Source organism: Mangrovibacter plantisponsor, assembly GCF_003182475.1.
Classification (GTDB): domain Bacteria; phylum Pseudomonadota; class Gammaproteobacteria; order Enterobacterales; family Enterobacteriaceae; genus Mangrovibacter; species Mangrovibacter plantisponsor.
This window is the reverse complement of record NZ_QGTS01000004.1, coordinates 38,056-54,027: the sequence shown is the minus strand read 5'-3', so window position 1 is coordinate 54,027 and position 15,972 is coordinate 38,056. Positions and strand designations below refer to the sequence as shown.

Here is a 15,972-nt window from a genome sequence, read left to right as displayed (position 1 = left end):
AATCTAGGTTAACAGGATGGATATATTTAATCGTTTTTGCCTATTTATTGAGGGAAAAGCGAGTGATTCTCTTTTGCAATGAAAGGGTGAAAGGGTGGCAGGACTGAGACAAAACAAGCAGCCTCAGTCACATTATCACGTTATTGTGCAATACCTGGCAGCGAACCGAGCGCGGTATTGATTATTTCCTCGAGGGTTTCAAACGATGCGCCTTCGCGGGCACTGACTGACATTCCCTGAATGATACAGGAAAGATAATTAGCCAGAATGGAGCACTGGCAACTGGCCGTAAGCTCGCCACTCGCCTGGCGTTGCGCCAAAAAAGTTACCAGGGTTTGCGCCTGCTTTACATGACGCAGCCTGATCATCTCTGCCACCTTTTCACTGGACGCTGCCAGTGCTGAAGATGTGGTGATAATAAAGCACCCCTGGGGAGTCTCTTTGCTGGTGTAGCACAGAGCTACCGCCACCATATAGTCCTTTAATGCCTGTGCCAGTGGCTTGCTACTGGCAAATAATTGCGCCTCATACTGAGAAACAAAACGTGCGACATACCGGTCCAGCACTGCCCGGAATAACCCTTCTTTATTGGTAAACTCTGCATAGAGAGTGGGAGCTTTCGCGCCTGTCGCCTCAACCAGATGCGACAGTGATGTGGCCTCGTAGCCATGCTGCCAGAATAGTGCCATGGCTTTATCCAGTGCGTCTTCCCTGTCGAACACTTTTGGACGGCCACGGCTTTTTTTTACACAACCTGAAACATCAGTTGTCATGGTGCCGTTTTACCTGTGTGTCGTTAAGTGAAGCCACATTATAGAGATCACCACGCTCACGAACCAGAAGAAAAGCAAAAAATAGAAAATACCTATAGCATTGAATCTAAACTGGTTATTAATTTATTATCGATAATTAATAAATTTATTTGAACAAGCCAGCATACAGCAAAAAACATTAATTAATGGCTGGAAATTAATCTGTTTAATTGGTCTGTAGGGAATGAAAAATGAATAAAAATTGAAGAAAAACATACTGATCATGCTGCTGTTGAAGTTCAGTCTGCGTCTTCAGGCCTGCAGACAGTGGCAGTGACTACGGCGCCGCTAAGCCACAGGTAAGTAACAATAAGTGAACCAGATCAGGGACTGTCACCAAAAAGCGATGAACCGGGTGCTGTGCCATTTCGCGTGGCATCAGCCAATGGGCCGGGCAATTACAGGGTTAGCGCTACCGGTTGCCACTCCCGTATTCAGAGCGGTTATGTAACTACTAACCCAGTGTGATTACAGCGTTTGCGCGCCGGGTTCGCGTAGCTGGTGTGTGATGTTGACCGGCATGCCAGCCCGCAAGTTCATTGACTGCTCTGTTACGCCTGCATTAACAGCGGGGGAATCCAGTAGCGACTGGCTCCGGCCAGACAAAGTTAATGGCAGTGTCTGTGGGTCGTCATCCAGTGACTGTGAAAGGGGCTGATGCACTTCCACCCAGTACAGCCCGTCAGGCTCCTGGCTGGTTTTTACTGGCTCATTGATAATGCGCACTGGTGTGCCTGGGGTTACCTGCCTGAACAACGTTTCGATATCGCCATCACGCAGGCGAATACACCCTGAACTCACCCGCATACCAATGCCAAAATCAGCATTTGTGCCGTGAATCAGGTATACCCCGCCATACGCCGCCAGGCGAATAGCATGGTGGCCCATTGGGTTATCCGGCCCGGCGGGCACCACTGCCGGTAATTCAATACCTTGTGCAAGATAACGTGCACGAATATTTTTGGTGGGTGTCCAGGTAGGGTTTGCGCGTTTCTCTGAAACCCGGGTAACCATTGTTGGCGTGAATGTGTCGCCACCTAACTGACCAATGCCAATAGGGTAGACAGCCACCTGGTTACTGCCGGGGGGGTAATAGTAGAGGCGTAATTCCGCCAGGTTTACCACTATGCCTTCACGAGGCGTTTCAGGAAGTAACACCTGATGTGGAATGGTCAGTACGGTTCCGGCTAAAGGCAGCCAGGGATCCACACCCGGGTTTGCCTGGCGCAAAGCCAGAAAACCCACACCATACTGGCTGGCAATATCTTCCAGCGAACCGCCGTCATCCTGTACCACATGGAATTGGTTTGCCCCAACCAGGCGGCTGCCTGGCGCGGGTAATGGCCAGGTCTGGGCATCACTGAAGCCACTCCACAGGCTGGCTAACAGCAGCATGGCGCAACTCACGGACCACTTGCGTTCGGGGGAGAAAAGGGGGGATGTTTTGGATGACTGCTGCTTATTTGCTGACATAGCCCAGGATGTCCTTCACCAGTTAAAGCAAAAAAACAAATTATGGTGCAGGCGGATGTGAGGATTTCCTGGCGTATTGCAATATTTTGTAAAACTTTGCCCGGCCTCCCGTAACGGTGAACTGGTTACGGGAAGCCGGGATACATCAGGCCAGTGCGTTGTCTGCCAGTTGTTGCATGAACTGCCGTACCCAGTCGATGCGGGTTTTGCGTTCAGCTAAATCGACGAAAAATTTCAGGCGGGTTGGCCCGTCGAGCCGCCAGGTTTGGGGTTGCTTTTGCAGCAGCCCAATTAACCAACCCGGGTCAACACTGTTTTGTGGCGCGAATTCCAGCATGCCACCTTTCTCGTTGGCCTCAATTTTACGCACCCCCAGTTTTTGTGCCTGCTGGCGCAGAGCGGCAATCTCCAGCAGGTTGCGCGCCGGGTCTGGTAATAAACCAAAACGGTCAATCAGCTCCACTTTGATGTCATCCAGTTCGCCAGGCTGTTTCGCACTGGCAATCCGTTTATAGAACGAAAGCCGGGTATTGACGTCGGGAATAAAATCTTCAGGCAGCAAGGCTGGCATGCGTAATTCAACTTCAGTCTGCTGGCTGGTCAGGTCCTCAAGGGAGGGTTCCCGGCCTGCCTTCAACGCATCGACTGCATTTTCCAGCAGTTCCATATACAAAGAGAAGCCAACTGTTTCCATCTGACCGCTTTGGTCTTCACCCAGTAATTCCCCGGCCCCGCGGATCTCCAGGTCGTGGGTTGCCAGCGCAAAACCCGCACCTAAATCTTCCAGAGAGGCAATTGCCTCAAGCCGTTTTTGTGCATCGGGTGTCATGGCTTTCGGATGGGGCGTAAGCAGCCAGGCATAAGCCTGGTGGTGAGAGCGCCCAACTCGGCCACGTAGCTGGTGTAACTGAGCCAGGCCGAAATGGTCGGCTCGCTCAATGATGATGGTATTTGCCGTTGGGATATCGATACCGGTTTCGATAATCGTTGTACACACCAGCACATTGAAACGCTGGTGGTGAAAATCGTTCATGACCCGTTCCAGTTCCCGTTCACGCATCTGGCCGTGCCCAATGGCGATACGTGCTTCTGGTACCAGTGTGGCCAGGCGCTCGGCAGCCTTCTGGATATTCTCGACATCGTTGTATAAGTAATACACCTGGCCGCCACGCAAAATTTCACGCAGGATGGCTTCACGCACCACCAGGCTGTCGTATTCACGCACAAAGGTTTTCACCGCCAGGCGGCGGGCCGGGGGCGTGGCAATGATGGAAAGGTCACGCATGCCACTCATTGCCATATTGAGCGTGCGGGGGATTGGTGTCGCGGTCAGTGTCAGAATATCAACATCGGCACGCATGGCTTTTATACGCTCTTTATGACGGACACCGAAGCGGTGCTCTTCATCGACAATTAATAATCCCAGGTCTTTCCACTTCACGTCACTTTGCAATAATTTGTGCGTGCCAATCAGAATATCGATTTTCCCCTCACTGGCCTGTTCGAGGATCTGGGTTTGCTCTTTGGCACTGCGGAAACGGGAGAGCATTTCAATACGTACCGGCCAGTTGGCAAAACGGTCGCGGAAGTTGTCGAAATGCTGTTGTGCCAGCAGTGTGGTGGGCACGAGTACAGCCACCTGTTTGTGGTTTTCGACAGCCAGGAAAGCAGCACGCATGGCGACTTCTGTTTTACCAAAACCCACATCGCCACACACCAGCCGGTCCATAGCCAGTGGTTGGCACATATCACTAAGCACGGCGTTTATTGCCTGAGACTGGTCCGGCGTGGTTTCAAACGGAAAACTTTCACAAAACAGTTGGTACTGCTGGCGGTCGTGCTTAAAAGCAAAACCAGCTTTGGCAGCGCGTTGCGCATAAATATCCAGAAGCTCTGCCGCCACATCGCGCACTTTTTCTGCCGCTTTTTGCCGTGCCCGAACCCAGGCGTCACCGCCCAGTTTGTGGAGTGGGGCATTTTCTTCTGCACCACCAGCGTAGCGGCTAATCAAATGTAATGATGACACCGGAACATATAATTTGGCGTCATTTGCATAGGTGAGCATCAGGTATTCACCAGTGATGCCGCCCGCTTCAAGGGTTGTCATGCCGGCATAGCGCCCCACACCATGTTCCAGGTGGACCACTGGCTGGCCTGGGTGCAACTCGGCAAGGTTACGAATCAGGATGTCGGGGTTCAGTGTACGGCGGTTATCCTGGCGACGGCGGGCAACACGTTCACCCAGCAGGTCACTTTCACAGATAAACGCTCGCTGGCGCAAAGTATCAATGTAGCCTTTCTCACTGGCACCTATCATCAGGTAGCGGCCATTACCCGTCGCTTCACTGAGTGTGTTAATGGTGGTTAATCTGAGCTTGATACGCCCCAGCAATTCCGCCAGTGTTTCACGGCGGCCTTCACTTTCAACCGAGAACACAACTGGCCCGGTGAATTGTTCTAAAAATTTGCGCAGATTATCGAGAGGCGCTTTTTGCTGAGCCTGAACAGCCAGGTCCGGCAGAGCCTGGTAGCCAAGGTTTGTATTGGCGGACTTCTCCGCCAGCAGGTCAGTTTTCAGCTGGACACGGGGCCACTCTTTCAGTGCAGCGAACAGACCATCCGTTTTCAGCCACAGTGAATCCGGTGGTAATAACGGGCGCATGGGGTCCACACCCCGGCTGTCAAAACGTGCGGTAACATCCTGCCAGAAGCGTTCCGCACTGCTTTCGGTATCTCCTGTGGTCACAATCAGGCTGTTTGCCGGGAAATAACGGAACAGGTCGCTTAGTGGCTCACTGAAAAACAGTGGTTGCCAGTATTCAATCCCGGTTGGCAGAGTGCCTTTACTGATTTGTTGGTAAATATGCTCCGGGTCGCGTTTTACTTCGAACTTATCGCGCCACTGGCTACGGAAAACTTCAATCGCAGCCTGGCTGGTGGGGAATTCATGAGCAGGCAGTAAATGGATATTTTCCACTTCTTCCTGGGTTCGCTGGCTGTCGACATCAAAGATGCGCAGGCTGTCTATCTCGTCATCAAAAAAATCAATGCGGTAAGGGTGTTCGCTGCCCATGGGGTAGAGGTCCAGCAATGCACCGCGGGTAGCGTATTCACCATGCTCCATGACCTGATCCACATGGCGGTAACCGGCCTGTTCCAGTTGGCCGCGCAGAATGTCCCGGGACAGGCGCTGGCCCTTTTTCATCAGCAGTGCATGGCCGTGCAGAAAACTGTGCGGGCAAACGCGTTGCATAAGCGTACTGACGGGCAGAATTAATACACCTTGCTCCATTGACGGAAGCTGGTACAGCGTGGCAAGACGCGCAGAAATAATATCCTGATGTGGCGAAAAACTGTCGTAAGGCAGGGTTTCCCAGTCTGCAAGACTGGATACCGGGCCACTATAAAACTGGCGAATTTCATCCTGAAGGCGTAGCGCATTTTGCATATCCTGCGCAACCAGAATGACCGGGCCCTTGTGGCGTGCGGCCATTTCAGCAACTTCGGTGGCGCAGGCAGCGCCAGTTAATTCACCAAGCTGGCGGACATCGCCTGCACGAACGGGCAGAGTATAACGGTAGTTTTCCGACATAGCAGATATAAGGCATCTCATTGCTGGCCCGGGAACAGCAACGGCTGCATCCTCGCTGGGCGTGTTCCAGAAATCGTGTCGTTATTATCCTTGTTCGTTGGCGAGAAGCAACCCGGGGCGGGGGATTCATTACAGGCAGATAAATATGTTTTCGCAAGAGCCACCACCCAACGCATGAACAGGCTTACGCTGGGTGGCATTTTTGTGATTAACGAGTACCTCGCTTATCCTTTAATAAAAGCAAGAATATCGTTATTGATTGTTTCTGCATGGGTTGTCAGCATGCCATGAGGGAACCCGGGGTAGACCTTCAGCGTACTGTTTTTCAGCAGTTTATCCTGCAGCAGGGCGGCATCTTTATAAGGCACCACCTGGTCATCATCTCCCTGCATTACCAGGGTTGGTACGGTAATCGTTTTCAGGTCTTCAGTCTGGTCAGTTTCTGAAAAGGCTTTGATGCCCAGGTACTGTGCCAGTGCTGACCCCATCATGCCCTGACGCCACCAGTTATAAACCATGCCGTCCACAACTTTGGTATCTGGCCGGTTAAAGCCGTAGAACGGCCCGGAGGCGACATCGAGGTAAAACTGTGAACGGTTTTCAGCAAGAGCTTTACGGAAACCATCAAATACGCTCAGCGGGGTGCCTTCCGGGTTGCTGTCCGTTTTGACCATTAAAGGCGGTACTGCGCTCATCAGTACAGCTTTAGCTACACGCCCGTCAGGCTGACCATATTTCGCGACATAGCGTGCTACTTCACCACCACCGGTGGAGTGACCCACATGGACGACATTATGTAAATCCAGATGAGCAACGACTGCAGCAGCATCAGCGGCATAGTGGTCCATATCATGGCCGCTACTGATTTGTGAAGAGCGGCCATGTCCCCGGCGATCATGGGCGATAACGCGAAATCCCTGAGACAGGAAAAACAGCATCTGTGCATCCCAGTCATCGGCACTTAACGGCCAGCCATGGTGGAACATAATTGGCTGGGCATCACGCGGGCCCCAGTCTTTATAGAAAATTTCTGCGCCATCTTGAGTTGTCAGTGTAGCCATGTTCTTTACTCCTGTTGTGGACTGAAACGGTTGGGCTGCAGATGTAAAGGGTAGTACAGCCAGTGCTGCTGCGGCTGCTCCCAGCTTGATAACATCCCGCCTGCTCATATTTGCAAAGGGTGTACCGGCGGCTTCATTCATTCCGGCCTCTTCAGGTCCCTGTTCAGGGACCAGTAACGTTTTGACAGGGGATAAGATAGACTGCGGCACAGGGTTTGAACCGAGGCGAAAATGACATCATGAGAGGTAAAACAGACAAATGGTAAAAACAGCGAACGTTGTGGCTGAAATTGGCCTGTTAATTTACCCGGAATGCCAGTTAGCCGCGATTTACGGGCTGACGGACCTGTTTCGCATTTCTGGCGAATGGGCGCAGGAAGCCTCTGGCCATGGAGCCATGCCGGTTATTCGTGTGTCTCACTGGAAAGTAGAAGATGAAGGTGAATGCGTAACCTGTATCTGGGACAGCCACCCGGGCGAGCCCCATGTGCTGGCGCATATTATTGTGCCGCCCAGTATAGTCATGCCCGAAAACATGCATATTCCGCCAGCCGCGGCTACCTGGATGAAAACCATGCATACCCAGGGGAGTACACTGTGTTCTGTGTGTGCAGGCGCATTTATTCTGGCAGAGACCGGGCTGATGGATGGCCGGCGCGTGACAACCCACTGGGCGTTTGCCCGGCAACTGGCGGCCCGCTACCCGCAGGTTAATGTCGCGGAAGACAATATGGTTATTGATGATGGCGATATCATCACCGCTGGTGGCATCCTTGCCTGGGCTGACCTGGGGTTGTCACTTGTGCAGCGTTTTCTTGGTGCGGAGGTGATGCTTTCAACGGCGCGCTTCTTGCTGCTTGACCCACCCCGCCTGTATCAGCGGCCTTTTGCTGTGTTCATTCCCCAGTTTAACCATGGTGACGACGTTATCCTGCGCGTTCAACATTACCTGCATGCCAGCGCCGGTGAAGCGCAGGTGATTTCTGAACTGGCTGAAAAAGAAGGGATGTCTGAGCGCACATTCTTGCGCCGTTTTACTAAAGCAACAGGCCTGCGCCCGGTGGAGTATTTGCAACAAATACGCATTATGAAGGCTCGCGAGGCTCTTGAACTGACAGTGCAGCCAGTGGAACAGATTGCCTGGCAAGTGGGGTATAAAGACCCGGCGGCTTTTCGCAAAATATTCCACAAGCTGACCGGGCTGACACCGGGAATATACCGCCAGCGCTTCAGTGTGCTTGCTGCGAATTTAACCAGTAACGCACAGTGAGTGCCAGAGCGGATAGATGAAGGTATCCGCTCTGGCTCTGGGTTAACGCGCCGGGCTTTGTGTCGCGACGGGGAGTGGCGGAGTAAAGAGAATATCGCTGAACAGGCGCTGGGACACTTTGCGTGCTGCCATCCCCACGGCGGTACAAATTGCCAGGCTGATAAACGGATAAACCAGCAGAATACCCAAAATCACCGGTGTGGAAAGGACATCGCCTTTGATTAACGACAACGACCATAAACTCAATGCTTCAATAATGATGCGGTGTGTAGTGTAAATCGAGATGGTGTTGGTACCCAGTTGGTTCATTATACTGTGTTCTGTTGGTTGCAGCTTGCCTTCAAGTAACCAGAATACACGCATGATAAGCACAATCGACAGCAAAGAAAGGAACAGGTTAATTTTCAGGTTGTACATAGCAAAAGAAAAAATAATTGCAGCAGTAAACCACAGCAGATTATCCCTTAATGCGTGTGTTTTAATCCAGGGCACCAGTTGGGCACCAAACCATGCACCAGTGGCGTAATAGACCAGGTTACGAATCACACTATTCATCCCCCAAAACGGTGTTGGGAAGAAATTGATAGCAATGCTTATCAGCATAATTACTGGCAATAATACGGCTTTATAGCGGGAGAGTAATTTGCACAGTGGGAAGTAAACAATCATTGCATACAAATACCACAGGCTGGTACTGGCAGTACCCATCCGGGCCACAAAATCGGCCGTTGTTTCGGAATACGCCGCATTACTGGTGCTTAATATTTTTTCCGGTGCCAGCCACTGATTAATACTGACCAGGGATAACCACTGAATGACGCCCCATAAAGCGAGGACATAAAGTATGGGCCATATACGTTTGCGCATACTGTTTCCCCAGGGGACGTCATTGATATAGCGTGTGATTAAAAAGCCAGAAATAAAGAAAAATACCGGCATACGAAAAGGTGCCATATACAGGTTCAGGTAAACCCAGCATTTGGCTAAAAATACGCTGTGAGTATCTTCCATTTCGAGTAGATACGGATAAAAAGTAATCACAGAGTGGTAAATAACGACCAGACAGATACACAAACCTTTTATCTGGTTTATCCAGAGGGCTTTGGCTTTCATAATTAATCCTGAGATACAACGAAAACCACAGCATAAGAAAAGTTCCGGAAATACACCCATAGCATAAGTCTGTATTTCCGGCAGTCCAAAAGACTTTAAGAAAATCCTCACAAGCCGGGAGGAAATGCCGAACATCCTTATTCGGCTCAGAGGGCGGTTATCGGTCGGAAAGTTGTTGGTACTGGGCAAAACGCTGTTTGGCGTCCTGGTGCGTTTTTTCAAACAGTTCGTTTGCCATTTCCGGATACTGGCGGGCCAGTGCGGCATAGCGAACTTCGCCCATAAGAAATTCCTGGAAATCTTCTTCCGGCTCTTCGGAATCGAGGGTGAACGGGTTTTTCCCCATCGCTTCCCGGGCAGGATCATAGCGCCACAGGTGCCAGTATCCCGCATCGACCGCTTTTTTCGCTTCACGCATACTGCACCCCATCCCGGCTTTAAGGCCGTGGTTGATACAGGCGGCATAAGCGATAACCAGTGAAGGTCCGGGCCAGGCTTCAGCTTCCATAATCGCCTTAAGCGTTTGGGCTTTATCTGCACCCATGGCGACTTGTGCGACATAAACATTGCCGTAACTCATTGCCATCATCCCCAGGTCTTTTTTACGGGTGCGTTTCCCGTCGCTGGCGAATTTGGCAATGGCTGCCACAGGAGTCGATTTGGAAGACTGACCGCCGGTATTGGAGTAAACCTCGGTATCAAATACCAGAATATTGATATCTTCACCGCTTGCCAGCACATGGTCGAGGCCACCAAAGCCTATATCATAAGCCCAGCCATCTCCCCCGAGGATCCACTGAGAACGGCGAGTCAGGTAATCTTTATTCTGGTAAATACGCGCCAGCGTTGGGTGGCTTTCCTGTTCACTAGCCAGGTGAGCCAGTAATTCATTACTCCACTGGCGGCTGCCTTCACCCTGTTTCTGGTTTTCAAGCCAGGTAGCCATTGCATTGCGCAACGGCTCACTGACCGGTAACGAAATAGCGGCTTCTACATCACTGACCAGTTGTGAACGAATCGCCTGCCCGCCTAATGCCATACCCAGGCCAAACTCGGCGTTGTCTTCAAACAGCGAGTTAGACCAGGCCGGGCCATGCCCCGCATGGTTTGTGGTGTAGGGGGTGGACGGCGCGCTGGCACCCCAAATAGATGAGCAGCCGGTCGCATTGGCAATCATCATCCGGTCGCCAAACAATTGGGTTATCAGGCGGGCATAAGGTGTTTCGCCACACCCTGCACAGGCGCCTGAAAATTCCAGTAACGGCGTTTCAAACTGGCTGCCCTTAACCGTGCTTTTACGGAATGGGTGCGGTTTAAGAGGCAGTTCCATTAAGCGGGCCCAGACTTCGGTTTGAGCGTTAGGTACACTGAGTGGTGCCATCGCCAGTGCTTTCCCGCGTGACGGGCAAACATCCACACAGTTACCGCAACCGGAGCAATCCAGCGGTGACACCGCCAAATGATAGTGCCACTCTTTGGCACCAGTTGCCGGGCGGGCAAGCAGCGTTTCGGGCAATGTTGCACGCTCATCGTCTGTCATCAATACCGGGCGAATGGCAGCATGGGGGCAGATAAAAGCACACTGGTTACACTGGGTGCAGCCTTCCGCCTGCCAGACTGGCACCGACAGCGCAATGCCGCGTTTTTCCCAGGCACTGGTGCCGGAAGGGAAACTGCCATCTTCACGCCCCTGGAAGGCACTAACCGGCAGGCTGTCACCTTGCTGGCGATTCATGGGCTGAACAATATTGCGAATAAACTCAGGCACCAGCACCGTATCAACTGGTGTATGGTCGTGGGCATCTGCCCAGCTTGCCGGGAGGGCAATGGCGGTAATTGCGCCCATGCCTTTATCAATCGCCGCATTATTCATAGCGACTATTTGCGGGCCTTTTTTCCCGTAACTTTTTTCTACAGCGGCTTTCAGGTAACCGGCAGCTTCCTCTTGCGGCATAATCCCGCTGAGTTTGAAGAATGCCGCCTGCATTATCATATTAAACCGCCCACCAAGGCCGAGCTCGCGGGCAATATCCACCGCGTTGATGGTGTAAAGGTGAATATCCCGTTCAACCAGAGCGCGTTTCAGTGAAGCAGGCAGGTGTGCATCCAGTTCATCCGGTTGCCAGGTGCAGTTAAGCAGCAGTGTTCCGCCGGGTTTAATCCCTTCCAGTAAATCGTACTGGCTGACATAAGACTGCTGAGAGCAGGAAACAAAATCCGCTTCCTGAATCAGGTAGGGCGAAGTGATAGGGTGTTTGCCGAAACGCAGGTGAGAGACGGTGATCCCACCCGATTTTTTCGAATCGTAGGAAAAATATGCCTGGGCATACAGCGGTGTATGGTCACCGATAATTTTAATGGCGCTTTTATTGGCGCCAACAGTGCCGTCGGACCCCATCCCCCAGAATTTACAGGCAGTGATATCGTCGGATGCCAGGCGAGGCATGGCCGGAGGTACAGGCAGAGACATGCCGGTTACATCGTCGTCGATACCCACAGAGAAGTTATCCTGCGGGATACGGCGCTGCAGATTTAAAAACACAGAGACCAGGTGGGCAGGAATAATATCTTTGCCTCCCAGGCCGTAACGCCCACCGATTATCAGTGGGCGTTTTTCCAGGGCGTAGAATGCATTACGTACATCCAGGCACAGTGGTTCGCAGGGCGCGCCCGGCTCTTTGGTGCGGTCGAGCACGGCAATCCGTTTAACACTTGCCGGTAACTCTGCCAGAAAATGGCTGACTGAGAATGGCCGGTACAGGTGTACATTCAGGAAACCGGTTTTGTGGCCTTGCTGATTAAGGTAATCCACCGTTTCTTTGAGCGTTTCACACACCGACCCCATTGCAATCACGATATCTTCCGCGTCTGGCGCACCGTAATAGTTAAATAAACGGTAGTCACGGCCGGTAATGGCGCTGATTTGCCGCATGTAGTCCTCAACCAACTGCGGCAAAGCAAAATAGAAGGGGTTAGCCGCTTCCCGGCCCTGAAAATAGATATCCGGGTTTTGTGCGGTTCCGCGTACCACCGGGTGGTCAGGGTGCAGCGCATTGCGGCGGAACTGGTTCACCGCGTCGCGGTCCAGTAACGGCTCCAACTGGCTGTGCTCCAGCACCTCAATTTTTTGGATTTCGTGGGAAGTCCGAAAACCATCAAAGAAGTTAATAAAGGGAACCCGGCCTTTAATTGCGGCCAGATGTGCGACAGCAGACAAGTCCATAACTTCCTGGACGCTGCTTTCAGCCAGCATTGCGCACCCGGTCTGGCGCACAGCCATTACATCCTGGTGGTCGCCGAAGATGTTCAGTGCGTGGGTCGCCAGGGCGCGGGCGCTGACATGAAATACACCGGGCAGCAGTTCACCGGCAATTTTGTACAAATTAGGGATCATTAATAACAACCCCTGGGAAGCGGTGTAGGTGCTGGTTAAGGCACCCGCCTGCAATGCGCCATGTACGGCGCCTGCTGCACCACTTTCAGATTGCATTTCCACCAGGCGAACAGGCTGGCCAAACAGGTTTTTTTGCCCTTTGGCTGCCCATTCATCCACGTTTTCCGCCATCGGGGTGGACGGCGTGATGGGGTAAATTGCTGCGACATCGCTAAATGCATAAGAAATCCAGGCGGCGGCGGCGTTACCATCCATCGTCTTCATTTTCTGCGCCATATCATCATCCTCTTGCGAGACAGGAACCAGACCGCTGAGGTCTGATGTCAAAGGCGGGTAAATTCCGCTATCAACCCAGAAAGCATGGTCTGTGCCATTCTAGAGTGTGGTTTTAAATTTGATATTTATCAGGCAGATAAGAATATTTTGTTTTGCCGGGTAACAAAATTGTTATGGCAAGTTTGGGCGAAACAAGACACAACAGGCGACAACCTGTCGCGCTGTGAACAATCTGTGGGGTTTGTCTTTCGGGTTGTAGCGTATTGCTCCTGGTTTAATCCGCTCAGGTCACTGTGGAACCGGGCAAACCTTGCTGGCTCTCCCGTTCACTTTCTCTTCTCTATTACCACGTATTTTTCCAACCGGGATCACATTGTGCCAGTGGGATTGTGCGCGCTGTCCACTTTGTCTTATTTACCACAACATACCCGACAATTGGTTCGGAGTTTGTCTTGTCTGCTGCGCGGATATGACAAAGGCGTACATTAAAAATATTTAAAAATCATAAAGATATAAGTTTTTGTTCACGCTGGTACATTCTCTGCACTTATAGGAGTGGTAACACATCACTCACAGGAGAAATGATTATGGCAATGCGTCAATGTGCAATTTACGGCAAAGGTGGGATTGGTAAATCCACCACAACTCAGAACCTGGTTGCTGCCCTGGCTGAATTGGGCAAAAAGGTGATGATTGTGGGCTGCGACCCAAAAGCAGACTCAACTCGCCTTATTCTGCATGCAAAAGCACAGAACACCATTATGGAAATGGCGGCTGAAGTGGGCTCTGTAGAAGACCTGGAACTGGAAGATGTCCTGCAAATTGGTTACGGCAACGTCCGTTGTGCTGAATCAGGTGGTCCGGAACCGGGTGTGGGTTGTGCTGGCCGTGGTGTTATTACAGCCATTAACTTCCTTGAAGAGGAAGGGGCTTATGAAGACAACCTGGATTTTGTGTTCTACGACGTACTGGGCGACGTAGTATGTGGCGGGTTCGCCATGCCAATTCGCGAAAACAAAGCACAGGAAATCTACATTGTTTGCTCTGGCGAAATGATGGCGATGTATGCCGCCAACAATATTTCCCGCGGCATTGTTAAATACGCAAAATCCGGGAAAGTGCGCCTGGGCGGGCTGATTTGTAACTCCCGCCAGACAGACCGTGAAGACGAACTGATCATGGCCCTGGCTGAAAAGCTGGGCACTCAGATGATTCACTTCGTACCACGCGACAATATTGTTCAGCGTGCGGAAATCCGCCGTATGACCGTTATTGAATACGACCCAACCTGCAGCCAGGCCAATGAATACCGCGCACTGGCAAGCAAAATCATCAATAACACCATGAAAGTGGTTCCGACTCCGGTAACGATGGATGAACTGGAAGAGTTGTTGATGGAATTCGGCGTGCTGGAAGAAGAAGACACCAGCATTATCGGGAAAACGGCAGCTGAGGAAAACGCAGCCTGAGTCCATTTCACCTGCGGCGCAGGCTGTGTAGGGTCTGCAGCCGCGGAGATGAGGAGTAGAACATGTCAAGTACACTGACAGAGCAACATCAGGCGATTGTCGAGGAAGTCCTGGAAGTCTTCCCCGAAAAAACGCGTAAAGAACGCCGAAAACACATTATGTCCACCGACCAGGAAATGGAGTCGGTTGGCAAGTGTATTATTTCTAACCGTAAATCCCAGCCAGGCGTAATGACGGTGCGCGGCTGCGCTTACGCAGGTTCCAAGGGCGTGGTCTTTGGGCCAATCAAAGATATGGCGCACATTTCTCATGGGCCTGTTGGTTGCGGGCAGTATTCCCGTGCCGGGCGCCGTAACTACTACACCGGGATGAGTGGTATCGACAGCTTTGGGACAGTGAACTTCACCACCGATTTTCAGGAACGCGACATTGTGTTCGGTGGGGATAAAAAACTCGATAAAGTCATCGACGAAATCGAAATGCTGTTCCCGCTGACCAAAGGTATCAGTATTCAGTCTGAATGCCCGGTGGGGTTAATTGGCGACAACATTGAAGCCGTAGCCAATGCCAGCCGCAAAAAAATTGGCAAACCGGTCATCCCGGTGCGTTGCGAAGGGTTCCGTGGGGTATCCCAGTCTTTAGGGCACCATATTGCGAACGACGTCATCCGTGACTGGATCCTGGATAATCGCAAAGACCAGCCGTTTGAATCCACGCCTTACGATATCGCGATTATTGGTGATTACAACATTGGTGGGGATGCCTGGTCGTCACGTATTTTGCTTGAAGAAATTGGCCTGCGAGTTGTCGCTCAGTGGTCAGGTGATGGCACATTGATTGAAATGGAAAACACGCCACGAGTGAAACTTAACCTCGTGCACTGCTACCGCTCAATGAACTACATCGCACGCCATATGGAAGAGCAGAACAACATTCCGTGGATGGAATATAACTTCTTTGGCCCGACCAAAATCGCTGAATCATTGCGCAAAATTGCTGCTCAGTTCGACGAAACTATCCAGCAAAAAGCGGAAGAGGTGATTGCCCGTCATCAGGTCATGGCAGACACCATTATTGCCAAATACCGGCCACGGCTGGAAGGGCTCAAAGTGTTGCTTTATATCGGTGGTTTGCGTTCCCGCCATGTGATCGGTGCTTATGAAGACCTGGGGATGGAAATCATTGGTGCCGGGTTCGAATTTGCCCACAACGATGACTACGACCGCACATTACCGGAGCTGAAAACTGGCACATTGCTGTTTGATGATGCGAGTAGTTACGAGCTGGAAGAGTTCGTGAAAGCGCTCAAGCCTGACCTGGTTGCTGCTGGTATTAAAGAAAAATACATTTTCCAGAAAATGGGCATGCCTTTCCGCCAAATGCACTCGTGGGATTACTCCGGCCCGTATCACGGCTATGACGGCTTTGCCATTTTTGCCCGTGACATGGACATGACCCTGAATAATCCGAGCTGGAGCGCCCTGACGGCACCCTGGTTAAAAACCGCCTGAA

The 15,972-nt window shown here is 51.7% G+C and carries 9 protein-coding genes and 1 pseudogene; 3 read left to right on the top strand and 7 right to left on the bottom strand.

Features of this window, described 5'->3' with window-relative positions:
- Positions 1 to 140: 140 nt before the first annotated feature.
- The 5 genes and pseudogenes from DES37_RS07070 to DES37_RS26160 all read right to left on the bottom strand — a co-directional run.
- Positions 141 to 773: a TetR/AcrR family transcriptional regulator gene (locus DES37_RS07070; RefSeq protein ID WP_110025361.1), complete on the bottom strand. Its 633-nt coding sequence runs from the start codon at positions 771 to 773 to the stop codon at positions 141 to 143.
- Positions 774 to 1,280: 507 nt separating this feature from the next.
- Complete coding sequence (gene ldtC, locus DES37_RS07065; protein WP_110025360.1) at positions 1,281 to 2,207, bottom strand: L,D-transpeptidase LdtC; 927 nt, start codon at positions 2,205 to 2,207, stop codon at positions 1,281 to 1,283.
- Between the two features lie 223 nt (positions 2,208 to 2,430).
- Entirely contained in the window at positions 2,431 to 5,877 is a 3,447-nt protein-coding gene (mfd, locus tag DES37_RS07060; protein WP_110025359.1) for a transcription-repair coupling factor, read from the bottom strand.
- Positions 5,878 to 6,101: 224 nt separating this feature from the next.
- Positions 6,102 to 6,938 carry an alpha/beta fold hydrolase gene (locus DES37_RS07055; RefSeq protein WP_200874784.1) on the bottom strand — a complete coding sequence of 279 codons (837 nt, stop codon included), beginning with the start codon at positions 6,936 to 6,938 and terminating at the stop codon, positions 6,102 to 6,104.
- Positions 6,939 to 6,980: 42 nt separating this feature from the next.
- A pseudogene (locus DES37_RS26160) lies at positions 6,981 to 7,046 on the bottom strand (twin-arginine translocation signal domain-containing protein); the annotation flags it as partial.
- Between the two features lie 151 nt (positions 7,047 to 7,197).
- On the opposite strand from DES37_RS26160, the gene DES37_RS07050 reads away from it, so the two are divergent.
- Positions 7,198 to 8,208, top strand: a complete 1,011-nt coding sequence (locus tag DES37_RS07050) for a GlxA family transcriptional regulator (RefSeq protein ID WP_036108259.1) — start codon at positions 7,198 to 7,200, stop codon at positions 8,206 to 8,208.
- Between the two features lie 42 nt (positions 8,209 to 8,250).
- Here DES37_RS07050 and DES37_RS07045 read toward each other — a convergent pair whose 3' ends face one another.
- Together DES37_RS07045 and nifJ are read right to left on the bottom strand one after the other, a co-directional pair.
- The gene (locus DES37_RS07045; RefSeq protein ID WP_110025357.1) at positions 8,251 to 9,321 is read right to left on the bottom strand and encodes an acyltransferase family protein; all 1,071 of its coding nucleotides are present in this window, start codon (positions 9,319 to 9,321) and stop codon (positions 8,251 to 8,253) included.
- A 157-nt stretch (positions 9,322 to 9,478) separates the two neighbouring features.
- Positions 9,479 to 12,991: a pyruvate:ferredoxin (flavodoxin) oxidoreductase gene (gene nifJ / locus DES37_RS07040; protein ID WP_110025356.1), complete on the bottom strand. Its 3,513-nt coding sequence runs from the start codon at positions 12,989 to 12,991 to the stop codon at positions 9,479 to 9,481.
- A gap of 587 nt (positions 12,992 to 13,578) precedes the next feature.
- Here nifJ and nifH point away from each other — a divergent pair.
- Positions 13,579 to 14,460, top strand: a complete 882-nt coding sequence (gene nifH / locus DES37_RS07035; protein ID WP_110025355.1) for a nitrogenase iron protein — start codon at positions 13,579 to 13,581, stop codon at positions 14,458 to 14,460.
- 62 nt (positions 14,461 to 14,522) lie between these two features.
- A complete protein-coding gene (nifD, locus tag DES37_RS07030) occupies positions 14,523 to 15,971 on the top strand; it encodes a nitrogenase molybdenum-iron protein alpha chain (RefSeq protein WP_110025354.1) in 1,449 nt (482 codons plus the stop codon).
- Position 15,972: the final 1 nt, after the last annotated feature.

Coding starts and splice junctions, on each gene's coding strand:
- nifD (WP_110025354.1), top strand. CDS start 14,523: ATGTCAAGTACACTGACAGAGCAACATCAGGCGATTGTCGAGGAAGTC.
- DES37_RS07050 (WP_036108259.1), top strand. CDS start 7,198: ATGGTAAAAACAGCGAACGTTGTGGCTGAAATTGGCCTGTTAATTTAC.
- nifH (WP_110025355.1), top strand. CDS start 13,579: ATGGCAATGCGTCAATGTGCAATTTACGGCAAAGGTGGGATTGGTAAA.
- DES37_RS07045 (WP_110025357.1), bottom strand. CDS start 9,321: ATGAAAGCCAAAGCCCTCTGGATAAACCAGATAAAAGGTTTGTGTATC.
- DES37_RS07070 (WP_110025361.1), bottom strand. CDS start 773: ATGACAACTGATGTTTCAGGTTGTGTAAAAAAAAGCCGTGGCCGTCCA.
- DES37_RS07055 (WP_200874784.1), bottom strand. CDS start 6,938: ATGGCTACACTGACAACTCAAGATGGCGCAGAAATTTTCTATAAAGAC.
- nifJ (WP_110025356.1), bottom strand. CDS start 12,991: ATGGCGCAGAAAATGAAGACGATGGATGGTAACGCCGCCGCCGCCTGG.
- mfd (WP_110025359.1), bottom strand. CDS start 5,877: ATGTCGGAAAACTACCGTTATACTCTGCCCGTTCGTGCAGGCGATGTC.
- ldtC (WP_110025360.1), bottom strand. CDS start 2,207: ATGCTGCTGTTAGCCAGCCTGTGGAGTGGCTTCAGTGATGCCCAGACC.